Genomic DNA, 16,172 nt, shown 5'->3' with positions numbered 1-16,172 from the left:
GTGAACCGGAAAAGAGGGGCATACGCTAGCAGGAAATTTCTTACCTGTAATTAAGAATGATTATCCTTTAGCCGAAAGCCCGGACCACGCCTCATCGCTGCAGGCCGCAGAAACTCACGCTGTAGCGCAATCAAAAGAAAAAGCCGCGCAAACGAATGTCCTGCCGGTTGCCGTGCTGCGGCTTTTGCCTATTAATAATCACTCTCATTTCCGCAGCCCTTGGCGACTCATGGATGAACCGCTCAATGACCCATTCTCCCTAGCCCTTTTCACCCTTGCCCCGCAGGCCTTTTGTTCACGGCATCGGCCCCTTATTGCCGAAAAAAACTCTGGAGACCCCATGACTATCATTGACGACTGCCCCGATTGGCCCGAAGCGTTTGCCCAACGCTATCGCGACGCAGGCTATTGGCGCGACGAGACCTTTGGCGACCTGCTGCGCAACGCCGCCCGCACCTTTGGCGAGCGTGAAGCGATCACCGATGGAACGCTGCGGGTGAGCTATCGCCAACTGGATCAACGGGTCGATCAACTGGCCGGCGGGTTCTCCCGGCTGGGGTTGGTGGCAGGGGACAACGTGGTGGTGCAACTGCCGAACTGCGTGGGTTTTGTCGAAGTGTGCTTCGCCCTGTATCGCCTCGGCGTACGGCCAATCTTTGCGTTACCGGCCCATCGTCATCTGGAAATCGGCCGCTTCTGCGAGTTTGCCCAGGCCAGGGCATACCTCTGCGCTGACGTCACGGCAGGTTTTGATTATCGGGGCATGGCCCGTGGCTTGAAGGCGGCCCATGGCGACCTTGCGTGGGTGATCGTGGCCGGTGAGGCTGAAGAATTCATCGCGCTCGAAGACCTTTATCTGGACGACCCGCAGCCAACCTTTTCTGCGCCGCCCGCGGATGCCGTCGCGTGTTTCCAGTTGTCCGGTGGCTCCACCGGCGTGCCGAAACTGATCCCGCGTCGCCACAATGAATACCTCTACAACGTGCGGACCAGCGCCGAACGTTGCGGCCTGACCGACGCCACGGTGTACCTCGCCGCGCTGCCCATGGCCCATAACTTTCTCATGTGCTGCCCGGGGTTCATGGGCACCTTGCTGATGGGCGGCCGTGTGGTGCTGAGCGGCTCGCCAAGCGCCGAAACCTGCTTCGCCCTGATCGAGCATGAACGCGTGACCCATACCGCGCTGGTGCCGCCACTGGTGCTGGTCTGGCTGGATGCCGCCCAGGCGCGCGGGCAGGGCCTGCCAGGATTGCAACTGCTGCAAGTCGGCGGCGCCAAACTGAGCTTCGAGGCTGCCCGCCGCGTGGAACCCACCCTCGGCTGCCGCTTGCAGCAAGTGTTCGGCATGGCCGAGGGGCTGATTTGCTATACCGACCCCAACGACCCACCGCAACGAGTCCTGCACACCCAGGGCAAACCCATGTCCCCGGGCGACGAAATCCGGGTGGTGGACGACAACGAACAGGACGTGATACAGGGCAAGGTCGGCCAATTGCTGACCCGTGGTCCGTACACGATTCGCGGTTACTACCGCCACCCTGCGCACAACGCCCAGGCGTTTACCACTGACGGTTTCTACCGCACCGGCGACCGGGTAATGCTCACCGACGACGGCTACCTGATGGTCGAAGGTCGCGACAAGGACGTGATCAACCGTGGCGGCGAAAAGATCGCCGCCGAAGAAGTCGAAAACCTCCTGCTCAGCCATCCTGCCGTCGCCGATGTGGCCTTGGTGGCGATGCCGGACGCCTACCTCGGCGAACGCACCTGCGCCTTCGTGATTCCCCGTGGCACGGCACCGCGCCCGCCGGAACTGCTGCGCCATCTGCGTGAGCAAGGGTTGGCGGCCTTCAAGCTGCCGGACCGCTTCGAATTTATCCCCGGTTTCCCGCAAACCGGCGTGGGCAAGGTCAGCCGCAAGCACCTGCGGGAGGCTATCCAGCAGCTGTATTTCGGGGCAAAACAACCTGAGGGAAGCGCCGCCCGTGGCTGATCAAGACTCGCTGCGTGAACTGCTCGCGCCTGTACGTGGCCGGTTGATCTGCGCCATGCTGCTGCAAGCCCTGGCGACCCTGATCGGCCTGCTGCCGTTGATCGCGGTGGCGGAGTTGGCGCCGTCGTTGCTGGACGGAAAACTCGATCTGCACGATGGGTTCTGGTGGTTGTTGGCCGGTGCGGGCGCTTTGCTGTTGCGCATGCTCGGGCTGGCTGCCGCCTTGCAGATGACCCACCTGGCCGACAGCGACCTGCAACGCCAGGTTCGCCAACGGCTGGCCGCGCATTTGGCGCGGGTTCCGCTGGCTTGGTTCAGCGCCCGTGGTGGGCAAAAAGTCGACCGTGTTTTGCTCGACGACGTAGGTGCGCTGCATCAACTGGTGGCGCACTTGCCAAACAACCTCGCCGCCGCATTGGTGGCGCCCCTGGCGTGCCTGTTGTACCTGCTGACGGTAAGTGTGCCGATGACCGTTGTGGTGCTGCTGCCTCCAGCGCTGGCGCTGTGGCGACTGCGAGCCTTGCGCTCCCAGGCTTATCGGGATGACCAGAAGGCACTGGGCGCCGCGCTGGGCAACCTGTCCCTGGCCACCCAGCAGTTTGTGCAGAGCATCGCCATGGTCAAGTCATTCGGCCGGGCCGATCGGGTGCAGTCAAAGTTCTTCGGTGCGGTGGAACGTTTCGCCAGTTTCTTTTCCTGCTGGGCCCAACGCTGGGCCGGGCTTGGGGCGAGTGTCGAGGTGCTGCTTTCGCCGTTGCTGGTGCTGGCCCTGGTGCTGTTGGGCGGTGCGTCGCTGGTGGCTGGCGGTTGGCTGATGCCGGTGCAACTGCTGCCGTTCCTGCTGCTGGGGCCGGCCCTGGCAGCGCCGGTCGCGGCCGTCGGGCATGGTGCGGATGCACTGGTGCAGGGCCGCATGGCCGCCAGCCGTATCGCCACCGTGCTCAACAGCGCGACGTTGACGCAACCTCGCGAATCCCGCGAGCCCAAGGGCCGCCAGGTGAGCTTTGAAGGCGTGGACTTTCGCTACCCCGACGGCACGCAGGTGCTGCATGACATTGACCTGGATCTACCGCCCGGCACGCTGACCGCATTGGTGGGCGACTCGGGCGCCGGCAAATCCACCCTGGCCACTTTGCTTGCGCGCTTTGCCGATGTGAGTGCCGGGGCGATCCGCATCGGCGACGTCGACCTGCGGGACATGCACAGCGCCACCTTGTATCGCCAGGTCGCCTTTGTGTTCCAGGATGTGCGCCTGCTGCGCACCAGCGTCCTCGACAACCTGCGCCTGGCGCGCCCCGACGCCACGCAAATCGAGGTGGAAGCCGCCGCCCGGGCCGCGCAGATTCACCAGCGCATCCTCGCGCTGCCCCAGGGGTATCACACCGTCCTCGGAGCCGGCGTGCAACTGTCCGGCGGTGAAGTGCAACGCCTGGGCATTGCCCGGGCGATGCTCAGTGAAGCGCCGATCCTGATTCTCGATGAAGCCACCGCCGCCAGTGATCCTGAATCCGAAGCCGCGATCCAGCAGGCGCTGTCTCGCCTGGCCCGTGCCCGCACGGTGCTGGTAATCGCCCACCGCTTGAGCAGCATCCAGGACGCCGACCAGATCGTCGTGCTGCAAGGCGGGCGGATTGTCGAGCGCGGTACGCATCACGGCTTGCTGGACCAGCAGGGCACTTACGCCGGGCTGTGGGCCGCTGAGCAGTTTTCGGCGGCCGCACTGAAGAGGGCACGGGCATGATTCGCGCGCTGTTACGCAGCCTGCAACCCCGTGAAGCCGGCTTGTTGCGGCGTGCGCTGATGGCGATGGCGTTGAGTGCGTTGGCCCAGGGCGCAGCGTTGGCGTTGTTGCCGATGGCCTTTGCCCAGTGGTTCGGCAACACCACGCCTTGGGCCTGGGCCATCGGTTTCACCGGCATGGCCTTGTTGTGCCTCTGGCTGCGCCGGTATGCCCAGCTGGCGGGCTATCGCGCCGGTGCCGAAGCAGCCCAGGCGTTGAACCGACGCATTGGTGACAAGCTGGTGCAACTGCCGCTGGAATGGTTTGTGGAGCGGCGCAGCGCTGAACTGAATCGCCTGGTGACTCACACCGTGCTGCAAATCATGAGCACCCCGGCGCACCTTTTGCAGCCAATGGCCAATGCGCTGTTGACGCCTTTGGCACTCCTGCTGGCGCTGTTTTTCTACGACCGCTCCATGGCGTTGGCGGCACTGGCCGCGTTGCCGTTGCTGGTGCTGGTGTACCACTGGGGCGTGCGCTGGGGCGGGCAAGCTGAAGCACTGAGCGAAGCCGCAGCCAATGAAGCGGCGGCCCGGGTGATGGAGTTTCTGCGCCAGCAACCGTTGCTGCGCTCCAGCGGGCGCACCGAGCAAGGTTTCGACCTACTCACCGAGGCCCTGGCCCAGCAGCAACAGGCACAGCGTCACGCCCACTGGCGCACTTTTCCCGCCGCGCTGGGTTTGGCGGTGGTGTTGCAGGCCGGCTACAGCGCCATCCTGTTATGCGGCCTGTATGCCGTGTTGGGTGGCACCCTCGATGCGGCGAAGTTCCTGGCGCTGGCGATTCTCGCCACCTGCCTGGTGGAGCCAATGGGCGCGCTGGTCAACCTCGGTACCACGTTGCGCCAGACCCGCCACGGCTTGAATCGCCTGCGCCACCTGCTGCAGATGCCGGGGTTGCCTGAGCCTCTCGAACCCCAACCTGCCCTGGGTTACGACGTGCAAGTGCGGGACGTAGGACTGGTCCGCCAGGGCCAGGCGATCTTGCAAGGCATCGACTTCACGTTGCAGGAGCGTTCGCTGAACCTGGTGGTGGGGGCGTCCGGCTCCGGCAAGTCCAGCCTGTTGCGCCTGCTGGCGCGCTTCAGCGATGTAAGCAGTGGCGCGATTCACCTCGGCGGTGTCGACCTGCGGCAACTGTCGGCCCTGGCCCGAGATACCCAGGTCGCCTTGATGTTCCAGGACAGCCCGCTGTTGCCGGGCAGCCTGCTGGACAACCTGCTGCTGGGCCGCCCCGACGCCAGCGAAGAGCAATGGCAGCACGCCGCCCGCGCCACCGGCCTCGACCGCCTCGCCGAGCGCCTGCCCCAGGGCTGGCACACCGTGCTGGGCGAGCAGGGCGTCAGCCTGTCCGGCGGCGAGCGCCAATGCCTGGCGTTGTCGCGGGTGTTGCTCAAGGACGCGTCGCTGATCCTGCTGGACGAGCCGACCGCCGCCCTCGATGCCATCAGCGAGGCGCGGGTCAATCGGACCCTGTTGCAACTGGCCCGCCGGCACACGGTGGTGCTGGTCACCCACAAACCGACCTTGGCGCCCCATGCCGACCAGATTCTGCTGCTCGACCACGGCCAGTTGGCCCAGGTCGGCCGCCATGACGCGTTGATGGCCACGCCCGGCCGTTACCGCGAGTTGTTCCACGAGCGCGAAGCGATCAATCGCTGGCGCTTGCGCCCAGACCCTACCGTTCCCCAAAGGACCGTCCCCCATGACCGATAACCCATCACTGGCATGCGTTCATCCTGCACCCGGCGGCCTCGCACACAGCCCCGAGGCGCTGTGCGCCGGTGTCGCGCAGTTGCTCGACTATGCCCCCCAGGACCTGGAGCCCGATGCCTCGCTGATCGAGCAGGGCCTGGACTCGGTGAGCATGATGCGCCTGCCGGCCTTGCTCGCCCGCGAAGGTGTGCAGGTGAGCTTTGCCGAACTGATTGAGCAGCCGACCCTTGAGGCCTGGTGGTTGCTGATCGACCGCCGTCGCGGGCAGGCGACGCACCTCAAGCCCGTCGCCGCCGACAACGATTTCGCCCTCACACCGTTGCAGCAGGCTTATTGGTTTGGTCGCGACCCGGCCATGCCGCTGGGGGGCGTTGGCTGTCACCTGTATCAGGAGCTGGACGGGTATCAGGTCGACGCTCAACGCCTGGAAAGCGCGGTGATGCGCCTGACTCACCGCCATCCCATGCTGCGCGCCTGTTTCCCGAACGCCACTTGCCAGCGCGTGCTGCCGACCAGCCCGTGGCCTGGGTTGACCGTGCATGAACGGCCGGATGAGTTGGCCTTGCGTGAGCGCCTGGCCCACCGCTGCCTGGATGTGCGCCAGGGCGAGGTGTTTGATGTGCAACTCAGCCGCTTGCCCGACGGCCGCAGCCGGGTGCACCTGAACATCGATTTGCTGGTGGCGGACGTCCTGAGTATCAGCGTACTGCTGCGGGATCTGGCGCTGATCTACAGCGGGCAAGAGGCGCAGCTGCCACGTCTGGAATGGGATTTTGCCCACTACCTGGGCGCCACCCGAACCAGCGATGCCGGCGCGCGGGACTACTGGCTGCAACGTCTGGATGACCTGCCCGACGGCCCGCAACTCCCCTTGGCACACGAGCCGCAATCCCTCGGCCCGCCGCGTTTTCGTCGCCTGGCGATGCGCCTCGGCCGCGCGCAGTTGCGAGCCCTGGAAGACCAGGCCCGCCAACACGGCCTGACCCTGGCCAGCGTGCTGTGCTGCGCCTATACCCAAGTGCTGGGCCGCTGGAGCGCCAGCCAGCATTTCCTGTTGAACGTGCCGCTGTTCAACCGCCAGGAGCTGCACCCCTGCGTCCCGCATCTGCTGGCGGATTTTTCCAACCTGGTGCTGCTGGAGATCGACCAGCGCCAGGCGGGTTCTTTCGCGCAGCAGGCGCAAGCCCTGCAACGCCAACTGCACCGCGACATCGCCCACAGCGCCTGGCCTGGTGTGGAAGTGCTGCGTGAGTTGTCCCGCACCCGGCAAGGCGGCGCCCCCGTAGTGTTTGCCTGCAACCTTGGCGAAGCGTTTGTCGACGCCACTTGCCGGCAGCACCTGGGCGAACCGGGCTGGGCCTTGTCGCAAACGCCCCAAGTGTGGCTTGACCACCAGAGCTATCCGCTGCCCGATGGCCTGTTGCTCAACTGGGACGGGGTAGATGCGCTGTTCCCCGAAGGCCTGCTGGACGAAATGTTCACCGCCTATGGCGACCTGCTGGCGTGGCTGTGTACCGGTGACTGGCGCCAACCCGCGCCGCTGCCGTTGCCCCAAGGCCAGCAAGAGGTCCGTGCAGCGGTCAACCACACGCCCTGGGCCTATGGCAAAGGCTTGCTGCACGATGGCTTTTTCCAACAGGCGCAGGTGCACCCGCAGCGGGTGGCATTGATCACCGAGGACGCTGAGTTGAGTTACGCCGAGCTGGCGGCCCAGGCCCTGCAAGTGGCAGGTGCCCTGCGCCAGTGGGGGATTGAACCGGGTGATACGGTGGCGATCACCTTGCCCAAAGGCCAGGCGCAAATCGTTGCGGTGCTCGGCATATTGGCGGCGGGCGCGGTGTATGTGCCGGTGGGTATCGAACAGCCGGCAGCCCGTCGCGACATGATCTATCAACGCGCCGGAGCCAAGGTGGTGATCACCGATACGGCCCACCGTGATCGCGGTGTATGGCTGGCGGACTTGCAAGTGGTGGACCTGGCCCAGGCGCGTTCGGCCAGGGCCCTGAAACAACCGATCGAGGTGGCGCCGGACGCACTGGCCTATGTGATTTTTACCTCTGGCACTACCGGCGAACCCAAGGGCGTCGAGGTTTCCCACCAGGCGGCGCTGAACACCGTCGCCGCGATCAACCGGCGTTATCAGGTGGGCGCGGATGACCGTGTGCTCGGGGTTTCCGCCCTCGATTTCGACCTGTCGGTGTACGACCTGTTTGGCCTGCTGAGTGTCGGTGGCGCCGTGGTGCTGCCAGCGGATGCGCGGCGCAAGGAGCCGTCCGAATGGTTGCGGCTGATCCGCCAGCAGCGCGTGACCCTGTGGAACTCGGTACCGGCGTTGCTCGACATGCTGACCCTCAAGGCCCGCGAGCCGAATGCCCTGAGCGGATTACGCCTGGCGATGGTCTCGGGTGACTGGGTCGGGCTGGACCTGCCACGCCGCCTGCGATTGGCAGCCGGCGAAAGCGCCCGGTTCGCCGCTCTCGGCGGCGCCACTGAAGCGGCCATCTGGTCCAACGTCCAGGACGTCGACGAAGTGCCGGCTCACTGGCTCTCGATTCCCTACGGCAAACCCCTGGATAACCAAAGCTTTCGAGTCGTCGACAGCCAGGGCCGCGATTGCCCGGACTGGGTGGCGGGGGAGTTGTGGATCGGCGGCGCCGGGGTTGCCCAGGGCTATCGTGGCCTGCCGCATCTCAGCGCCCAACGCTTCGTCGAGCACGCCGGGCAACGCTGGTACCGCACCGGCGATCAGGGCCGTTATTGGCCCGACGGCAGCCTCGAATTTCTCGGGCGTATGGACCAGCAGGTCAAGGTCCGTGGCTTCCGCATCGAACTCAGTGAGATCGACGTGGCCCTGGAACGCCATCCGGCCGTCAGTCGTGCCGTCACCCTGGTGTTGCCCGGGGCCAACCCGCAGTTGGCAGCAACCCTGATGGGCGACGCGCTGCCGGATGCCGAAGCCATGCGCCAGTGGCTCTGCCAATGGTTGCCGGAACACATGTTGCCGGACCACTGGCTGAACCTCACCGAACTGCCCCTGAGCGCCAACGGCAAGGTCGACCGCGCCGCACTGCTGTGGCTGGTGCAGGAGCAACGCCAGGGCGCCAGACCCGAGCATGAAGACGCGCCTCAAGGCGAAGCCGAACAACTGTTGGCCGGGCTCTGGCGCGAATTGCTCGACATTCCCCTGGTGGGACGCAACCAGGGCTTTTTCGCCCTCGGCGGCAACAGTCTGTTGGCCGCTCGCCTGATCGAACGTATCGCCCGACAGTTCGACGTCGAACTGTCGCTGAAGGACTTTTTCAACGCGGCCACCGTCGCCCGCCAGGCCCAATGGCTTGTCGCCCGACGAGAACAGGACCACGTCAACCGGAACGCAATGGTGGAGGGTGCGCTATGACACTGCAGCAACTGCAACAGGACCTCGAAGCACTGGGTGTGGAACTCTGGGAAGAGCAGGGCCGCCTGCGCTACCGGGCGCCCGCCGGGGTGATGGATGAAGGCCGCCTGCAACAATTGCGCGAACACAAGGACGCGTTGTTGCAGCAATTGATGGAACCGGTGATGCCCACCGTCTCGGCCGACCTGGCTGCCCGCAGCGAACCGTTTCCGCTGACCGACGTGCAGGCCGCTTACCTGATGGGCCGCACCCAGGCATTCAGCTACGGCGGGGTGGCGTGCCACGGTTACCTGGAATTTGAACTCAGGGAACTGGACCCGGCGCGCCTGGAGCAGGCATGGAACCATCTGATTGCGCGTCACGACATGCTGCGGGCGGTGGTGCTGGAAGACGGCTACCAACAAATCCTGCCCCAGGTGCCGCATTACCTGATCGCCCGGCATGACCTGCGCGAAGACGACGGCCGTGCACTGGCCGCTCTGCGCGAACGCATGGAAATTCGCCTGGCGTCGCCCCAGCAGTGGCCGCTGATCGAGTTGTGCGTCAGCCAGGGCCGTGAACATGCGCGCCTGCATCTCTCAGTGGATCTGCTGGTGTGCGACTACCAGAGCGTGCGCATGCTGTTGGCCGAGTTGCAGCAGGTCTATCGTGGCGAAGCCTTGCCGCCGGCGGCGCCCATCAGTTTTCGCGACTACGTACTGGGCGAGCGCCGGTTGCGGGAACAGCCGCGTTACCAGCGTGACCGCCAGTACTGGTGGGCGCGGGTCGACAGCCTGCCCGGTGCTCCGGAATTGCCCATGCAGGGCGCTCCCAGCGGACCGCGTTTCGAGCGCCGCGCCCTGAACCTGGAGGCCCGGGATTTCAACGCCCTGCGCCTGAATGCAGCGGCGGCCGGCGTGGGTGCGTCGGCGGCGATTCTTTCCTGCTATGCCGAAACCCTGGGGCGCTGGAGCCGCAAGGGGCATTTCTGCTTGAGCCTGACCTTGCTCAATCGCCTGTCGCTGCACCCGCAGGTCGATCGGCTGGTGGGGGATTTCAGCTCGGTGGAATTGCTGGAAGTCCAGACCCTGCAAGGCGGCAGCTTTGGTGAACGCAGCCAGCAGTTGCAGGAGCGACTGTGGCAAGACATGGACCACCGCCTGTGTTCCGGCATTGAAGTACTGCGCGAACTGGCGCGGCGCAAAGGCCGTGATGCGGCCTTGATGCCCTATGCCTTCACCAGCACCCTGGGCGCCGGTGGCGAAAGTGGCGGCGGGGCATTTATGCCCGGCGCAGAACTGGTGCACGGCATCAGCCAGACCCCGCAAGTGTTGATTGATTGCCAGGTCAGCGAGCGCGACAACGGCCTGTTCATCAATTGGGACATTCGCCAGGGCGTGTTCAATGAGGCCATGCTGGAAGCGATGTTCGACACCTTCGAACGTCTGCTCAAGCGCTTGGCGCGGGAGCCTTCGGCCTGGACCCTGGACGATTGCCTTGAACTGCCGGCACCCCAGCGACTGGTGCGGGAGTTGATCAACCAGACGGCGCAGCCGATTCCCCCAGGCTTGCTGCATGAACCGTTCTTTCGCCAGGCCCGGGCGCAACCCCAACGTGTCGCCCTGATCCAGGGCGCGCGACAGCTCACTTACGCGCAACTCGCCGCCCGTGCCGAGGCGATTGCCGAGCAGTTACTGGATGGCGGTTGCCAGCCCGGCGAGCGGGTCGCGGTATGCATGGAAAAAGGCATCGACCAGGTGGTCGGTGTACTCGGGATCTTGCGGGCCGGCGCGGCGTACCTGCCGCTGGACACTAATCAGCCGATGGCGCGGCGCGCGTTGATTCTTGAGAACGCCGAGGTCAGCCGGGTGCTCAGCCAGTCGTGGTTGAGCGAGGACGTGGCCTGGCCCGCCCAGGTGACCCAGTGCATACCCGTTGATCAGGCCGCAGCCAGTGCCGGACGTGAACTGCCGGCGCCGCAGGTGACACCGCAACAACTTGCCTACGTGATCTACACCTCCGGCTCCACCGGGATTCCGAAGGGTGTGATGATCAGTCACCAGGCGGCCCTCAACACGGTGGTGGATATCAATCAGCGCTTCGCCATCGGCGCCGAAGACCGGGTACTCGCCTTGGCCAGCCTGGGCTTCGACCTCTCGGTGTACGACATCTTCGGCCTGCTGGCCGTAGGTGGCGCGCTGGTGTTGCCCGACGCCGGACGCCGCGCCGACCCGTCCCACTGGGCCGAATGCGCCCGCGAGCACGGTGTGACCCTGTGGAACTCGGTGCCCGCGCAGTTGCAGATGCTTGCCCATTACCTGCAAGCCGTGCCGGCCGCGGCACCTCAGAGCCTGCGCCTGGCCTTGCTGTCCGGCGACTGGATCCCGCTCAACCTGCCCGCCGAAATCGCTGCGTTGTTGCCTGAGCTGCAACTGATCAGCCTGGGCGGCGCGACAGAAGCGGCGATCTGGTCGATTGCCTATCCAATCACCGAGGTGGACGCACAATGGCGCAGCATTCCCTACGGCGCGCCGCTGGCCAATCAACGCTTCATGGTGCTCGACGAACAAGGCCGCGATCGCCCGCAAGGCGTTGCCGGTGAGCTGTTCATCGCCGGCACGGGGTTGGCGATGGGGTACCTGGGGGACGCGGAGAAAACCGCCGAGCGTTTTATCGAGCATGCCCACAGCGGCGAGCGGCTGTACCGCACCGGCGACCTGGGGCGCTACCTCGAAAGCGGGTTGATCGAGTTCCTTGGCCGTGAGGATTTCCAGGTCAAGGTTCGCGGGCATCGCATCGAGTTGGCGGAAGTCGAAAGTGCCTTGCTCAGTCATCCTCATGTCGAATCGGCCGTGGTGGTCGCTGCGGGCGAGGGCGCGTTCGAGCGGCGTTTGCAGGCCTGCGTGCGCGGGACTTTGCGTGATACTCCACTGCCTTGGCCGGCCCGGTTGGCACCCAACGCCTTGGCGGCGGCCAACGGCGTTAAAGGCCAACTGACGGAAGCGCTGATCACGCAGATGTCCGATTGCGTCGAGCGTGCCGCGTTGCTCTCCATGGGCCTGGCCCTGCAACGCCCGGGACTGTTTGATCAACCGGGTGTCGAGCACGACTTGGCCCAGATCATGAGCCTGTGCGAAGTGGCGCCACGCAACGAACGGTTGATCCGCCGCTGGTTGCAGGCGCTGCATCGCGAGCAACTGGTAGACCGCCACCCAGGCACCGGCGCCTATTCGTCACTGCGGGTCTCGGGTGCTGAATACCGTCAGCTGTGGCAGCGCATCGAGGCGCTGGAGCCGAGTGTGGGCTGGGGCGGTGAAGTGTTGCGCTACCTGCGGGAAAGCCAGGAGCAATTGCCTGCCCTGATGAGCGACCGGCTCGACCCGTTGCACCTGCTGTTTCCCGAAGGCCGTACCGACACCGCCGAAGGCGCCTATCGCAAGAACCTGATCAGCCAGTACCTGAACCAGGCGGTGTGTGCGGCGGTGCAGGAAATCGCCGCACTGCAACCGGCGGGCCGGCGTCTGCAGTTGCTGGAAATCGGCGCAGGCGTGGGCGGCACCAGTGCCGACCTGATTCCGGCCCTGGACGGCTTGGCGGTGGACTACCAGTTCACCGACCTGTCGCAGTTTTTCCTCAACGAAGCGCGGGAGCATTTCGTCGAGTTTCCGTGGGTCAGCTACGGGCTGTTCGACCTGAACCTCGACCACTGGGCCCAAGGCATCGCCGCCAACTCCCTGGATGTGATTCTGTGTGCCAACGTGCTGCACAACTCGCGGCATGCCAGCCAGGTACTCGCCCGGCTGCGGGAAATGCTCGCCCCCGGCGGCTGGCTGATCTTTATCGAAGCCACCCGCGACACCTACCAGATCATGGCGTCCATGGAGTTCAAGGAGGGCCTGACCGCGTTCGAGGATTTCCGCGCCGAGCAGGACACCACGTTCATCCGCCGCGAGCAGTGGCAGCAACTGTTGCAGGAAGCCGGCGCGCAGACGCCGCTGTGCATGCCGGCAGCTGACGATGCGATGTCACAGATCGGCCAGCACCTGTTCATCACGCGCTTCAAGACCGAGCGCCAGACCCTTGAGCCGGAGGCGTTGCGCGCGCATCTGGGCCAGCGCCTGCCGGATTACATGGTACCCACCGAGTGGCGGGTACTGGATGAAATGCCGCTGACGGTCAACGGCAAAGTCGACCGCCAGGCGTTGGCCAACCTCGGCATGGCCCAGGCCACGCAACAGGCCAACAGCGGGGCTGCACCGCTGGATGCGCTGGAGCGCAGTATCGCAGAGGTCTGGCAAACCCTGTTGCGGGTGCCCAGTGTGGGCCGTGAACAGGGCTTCTTTGAGTTGGGCGGTGATTCATTGCTGGTGGCGCAGGTGGTTGGTCGCCTGCGGGAAAGCCTGCCCCAGGCCCGTAACGTGCCCTGGGGGGATTTGCTGCGCCAGTTGATCAACCAGCCCACCGTTGCGGCCCTGGCGGATTACCTGCGGGGGCAGGGCAGCGAGAGCCTGTCGCCGCTGGTGCGGATTCGTGAGGAGGCGCAAGGCCCGGCGCGGATCTTTGTCCATGATGGCAGCGGCACCCTGGCACCGTATCGCGCGCTGTTTGCTGCACTCGGGGAAGAAGCGCCACTGGAGGGGCTGGTGCTCAATGATGTACCGGGTTACCTGGCTCTGGCACCGGCTACGGCGATTCGTGAACTGGCCGAGCGTTATGCCGACACCTTGCACGCCGAAGGCCGGCGCCAGGTGAGCATCGTCGGTTATTGCCTCGGCGGGTTGCTGGCGACGGAGCTGGCGTCATGCCTCGCGGCGAGGGACATCGAGGTGCTGCAACTGACAGTGATCAGCAGCTACCGCGTGCCGTTCATGATCGAGGATGACCTGCTGGCGGAGTACGTGTTCGCCCGCGTGATGCAGGCCGACCCGCACACCCTGGGTTACCCGGTGGATGAACAGGCGATGGAGCGGGCGATTGCCAAGGTGCTGCGCCAAACTCCGGGCCGCGTGCCCCAAGGTGCGTTGCTGGCGCTGCAGGATGAGCCCGACTGTGCCACGGCCCTGGCCTGCCTGCGGGCCCTGGCATCCAAGTCGGCAGATGAGCGCTTGCAGGCAATTGCAGACGCGATGCGCCACGCCGGCTCGCAACTGAGCGACCTGGACTGGCTGCGCGAGCAACTGCAGGTGCTGCGCCACAGCCTGGCCGCCGTCGCCTTGCATCAGGCCACGCCTTACGACGGTGACATGGTGTTTATCCGCCAGTGCGGTGAAGTCCAGGTACTGCCCGGCATGCACCGCGACATGAGCCAATACTGGCAGGCCCTGTGCCTTGGCGAATTGCAGGTGGTGGACGTGCCGGGCGACCACTTCAGCTGCATGCAGAGCCCCCAGGTCGAAGCCGTGGCCCGCGCGTTCGAACGGCTGGCGCAGGTGGCGGCGTGAGAGTCGGGATTGTAGGCGGCTATGGGCATGTCGGTCGGCAGGTTGCGCGGGTGCTGGTCGGTCATTGCCGCTTGCGCCTGGGCGGTCGCGACCCTGGGCAAGGGCAGCGTTTTAACGACGGCGAGTTGAACGGGCAGGCCGAGATCCGTGAAGTGGACCTGTGGGACGCCCAAAGCCTGGCGGCGTTTTGCAGCGGCTGCGACCTGCTGATCAATTGCGCGGGCCCCAGCTACCAGGTGCTCGACCGGGTGGCGCTGGCCGCTTTGGCCAGTGGCGCCGATTACATCGATGTCGGCGGCGATGATCCGCTGCATCAGCTGCTGCCCGCTCAGTTGCCGCCGGGTCGTCGTGTGGTGTTATCAGCCGGCATGTTGCCCGGGCTGTCGGGGTTGTTTCCCAAGGTGCTTGCGGCGTCGTTCGAGCGCGTCGATGCCGTGCATTGCTATGCCGTCGGACTTGGGCGGTTGTCGACAACGGCGGCCGAGGACTTTCTATTGAGCCTCGGCAACGGCTATGGCCAGGCCTCGATGGGCTGGTGCGATGGCCGTGCAATCAAGTCCGCCGTACTCGTCGATGAACACTTCGAGCGGCCCTGGCTGGTGGGCGGTCCCGTAACGGCCCACCCGTATCTAACCACTGAGCAACAGCGCTTGTTTACTGACTTGCGGGTGCGCGAAGCCCAGGCCTACAACCTGTTCGACGGCGGCCACCTGCGGGCCGCACTCGGGCGCATTCAGGGCTCGCCACCGGCTCTGCGACACACGGCAGAGAACATTGCCGCCCTGGTACAGGCCAGTGCGCTGGACCTGGCAGGGCGCACGCCTTACCAGTTGCTCGCAGTCGAAATGGCAGGCCTGCAACACGGCGAACCGCAGCAGGCCACCGCCTGGTTGCGTGCCGCCGACGGCTCGGCGTTGACCGGCACAGTGGCGGCAATCTGCGCCCTGCAACTGGCCAAACTGCCCGAAGGCACGCACTACGCTGCCCAGGTGATGGACGCCGATGACTGCTTGCGCCAGGTGCTGCGCTGGTTGCCGCAGACCCGGATCCACGTCACCACTGAACTGGAGGAGGGCGTGTTATGAAGAAAATCCCCAGCCCATGGCTGCGACGTTACCCGCAGCATCAAACGCCGCGTTGCCGATTGGTCTGCCTGCCCCACGCCGGCGGCAGCGCGGGATTTTTCAGCGGTTGGCAGGCACTGTTGCCGGCTGACATCGAACTGGTCAGCGTGCAATACCCCGGCCGCGAAGAGCGCCTGAGTGAAACCTGGCCCGGCAGCCTGGAATGGATGGCGGGCACTATTACCCGGGCGCTGTGGGACCTGTCCGACCGGCCGCTGGTGCTGTTCGGCCACAGCATGGGTGCGGCGCTGGCCTATGAGGTGACGCGGCGCCTGAACCGCCAGGGCAAGGACCTGCAACGGCTGATCGTCTCCGCCCATCCGGCCCCTCACCGGCAACGTCACAGCCAATTGCACCAGGGCCCGGATGCCGGTCTGCTGGCGGATGTGCGGCGCCTGTCGGGTGGTGCGCCATCACCCCTGGACGAACCCGAGATGCAGGCACTTTACCTGCCCGCATTGCGCAATGATTACCGCCTGATCGAAAACTACTGCGGCGATATCAGCGAGCTGCTGGACGTGCCCGTGAGCGTATGCCTGGGCAGCACCGACCGCGAAGTCGATCGGGAGGAAGCCCATGCCTGGTCGGAAGTGACGCGCCAGGTCACCGACTTTCGAACCTTCAACGGCGGGCATTTTTACCTGCGCGACAGCCAGGCCGACCTGATCGAGCACCTGGAACTGTTGCTGGGCAGCCCCGCCGAACCGGCGTGGCAGTGCTGGCCGTCGACCCCATGACCGGAG

General features: G+C 65.4%; 7 protein-coding genes. All 7 read left to right on the top strand.

Going from position 1 to position 16,172, the window contains the following annotated elements; all coding sequences use genetic code 11:
• Positions 1 to 340: 340 nt before the first annotated feature.
• The 7 genes from HX839_RS28910 to HX839_RS28880 are packed head-to-tail and all read left to right on the top strand — an operon-like array spanning position 341 to position 16,166.
• Complete coding sequence (locus HX839_RS28910; RefSeq protein WP_177068071.1) at positions 341 to 1,993, top strand: (2,3-dihydroxybenzoyl)adenylate synthase; 1,653 nt, start codon at positions 341 to 343, stop codon at positions 1,991 to 1,993.
• Positions 1,986 to 3,734: an ABC transporter ATP-binding protein gene (locus HX839_RS28905; protein WP_003218426.1), complete on the top strand. Its 1,749-nt coding sequence runs from the start codon at positions 1,986 to 1,988 to the stop codon at positions 3,732 to 3,734. Before HX839_RS28910 ends, HX839_RS28905 begins: the two co-directional genes overlap by 8 nt.
• Positions 3,731 to 5,488, top strand: a complete 1,758-nt coding sequence (locus tag HX839_RS28900) for an ABC transporter ATP-binding protein (RefSeq protein WP_003218423.1) — start codon at positions 3,731 to 3,733, stop codon at positions 5,486 to 5,488. The genes HX839_RS28905 and HX839_RS28900 overlap by 4 nt, the downstream gene beginning before the upstream one ends.
• The gene (locus HX839_RS28895) at positions 5,478 to 8,885 is read left to right on the top strand and encodes a non-ribosomal peptide synthetase (RefSeq protein WP_177068070.1); all 3,408 of its coding nucleotides are present in this window, start codon (positions 5,478 to 5,480) and stop codon (positions 8,883 to 8,885) included. Before HX839_RS28900 ends, HX839_RS28895 begins: the two co-directional genes overlap by 11 nt.
• Positions 8,882 to 14,305: a non-ribosomal peptide synthetase gene (locus HX839_RS28890; protein ID WP_177068069.1), complete on the top strand. Its 5,424-nt coding sequence runs from the start codon at positions 8,882 to 8,884 to the stop codon at positions 14,303 to 14,305. Before HX839_RS28895 ends, HX839_RS28890 begins: the two co-directional genes overlap by 4 nt.
• Positions 14,302 to 15,390 carry a saccharopine dehydrogenase NADP-binding domain-containing protein gene (locus HX839_RS28885; protein ID WP_023658858.1) on the top strand — a complete coding sequence of 363 codons (1,089 nt, stop codon included), beginning with the start codon at positions 14,302 to 14,304 and terminating at the stop codon, positions 15,388 to 15,390. The genes HX839_RS28890 and HX839_RS28885 overlap by 4 nt, the downstream gene beginning before the upstream one ends.
• Complete coding sequence (locus HX839_RS28880) at positions 15,387 to 16,166, top strand: thioesterase II family protein (protein ID WP_003218418.1); 780 nt, start codon at positions 15,387 to 15,389, stop codon at positions 16,164 to 16,166. Before HX839_RS28885 ends, HX839_RS28880 begins: the two co-directional genes overlap by 4 nt.
• Positions 16,167 to 16,172 lie beyond the last annotated feature (6 nt).

It is taken from the genome of Pseudomonas sp. I8001 (assembly GCF_013385345.1).
Lineage (GTDB): Bacteria > Pseudomonadota > Gammaproteobacteria > Pseudomonadales > Pseudomonadaceae > Aquipseudomonas.
Note: the sequence above shows the minus strand (reverse complement) of the source record. Positions and strands in the feature narration are given on the sequence as shown.

What these genes read in the sequence shown, in the direction of transcription:
- HX839_RS28910 (WP_177068071.1), top strand. Translation starts at nt 341, where the DNA reads ATGACTATCATTGACGACTGCCCCGATTGGCCCGAAGCGTTTGCCCAA.
- HX839_RS28900 (WP_003218423.1), top strand. Translation starts at nt 3,731, where the DNA reads ATGATTCGCGCGCTGTTACGCAGCCTGCAACCCCGTGAAGCCGGCTTG.
- HX839_RS28880 (WP_003218418.1), top strand. Translation starts at nt 15,387, where the DNA reads ATGAAGAAAATCCCCAGCCCATGGCTGCGACGTTACCCGCAGCATCAA.
- HX839_RS28895 (WP_177068070.1), top strand. Translation starts at nt 5,478, where the DNA reads ATGACCGATAACCCATCACTGGCATGCGTTCATCCTGCACCCGGCGGC.
- HX839_RS28890 (WP_177068069.1), top strand. Translation starts at nt 8,882, where the DNA reads ATGACACTGCAGCAACTGCAACAGGACCTCGAAGCACTGGGTGTGGAA.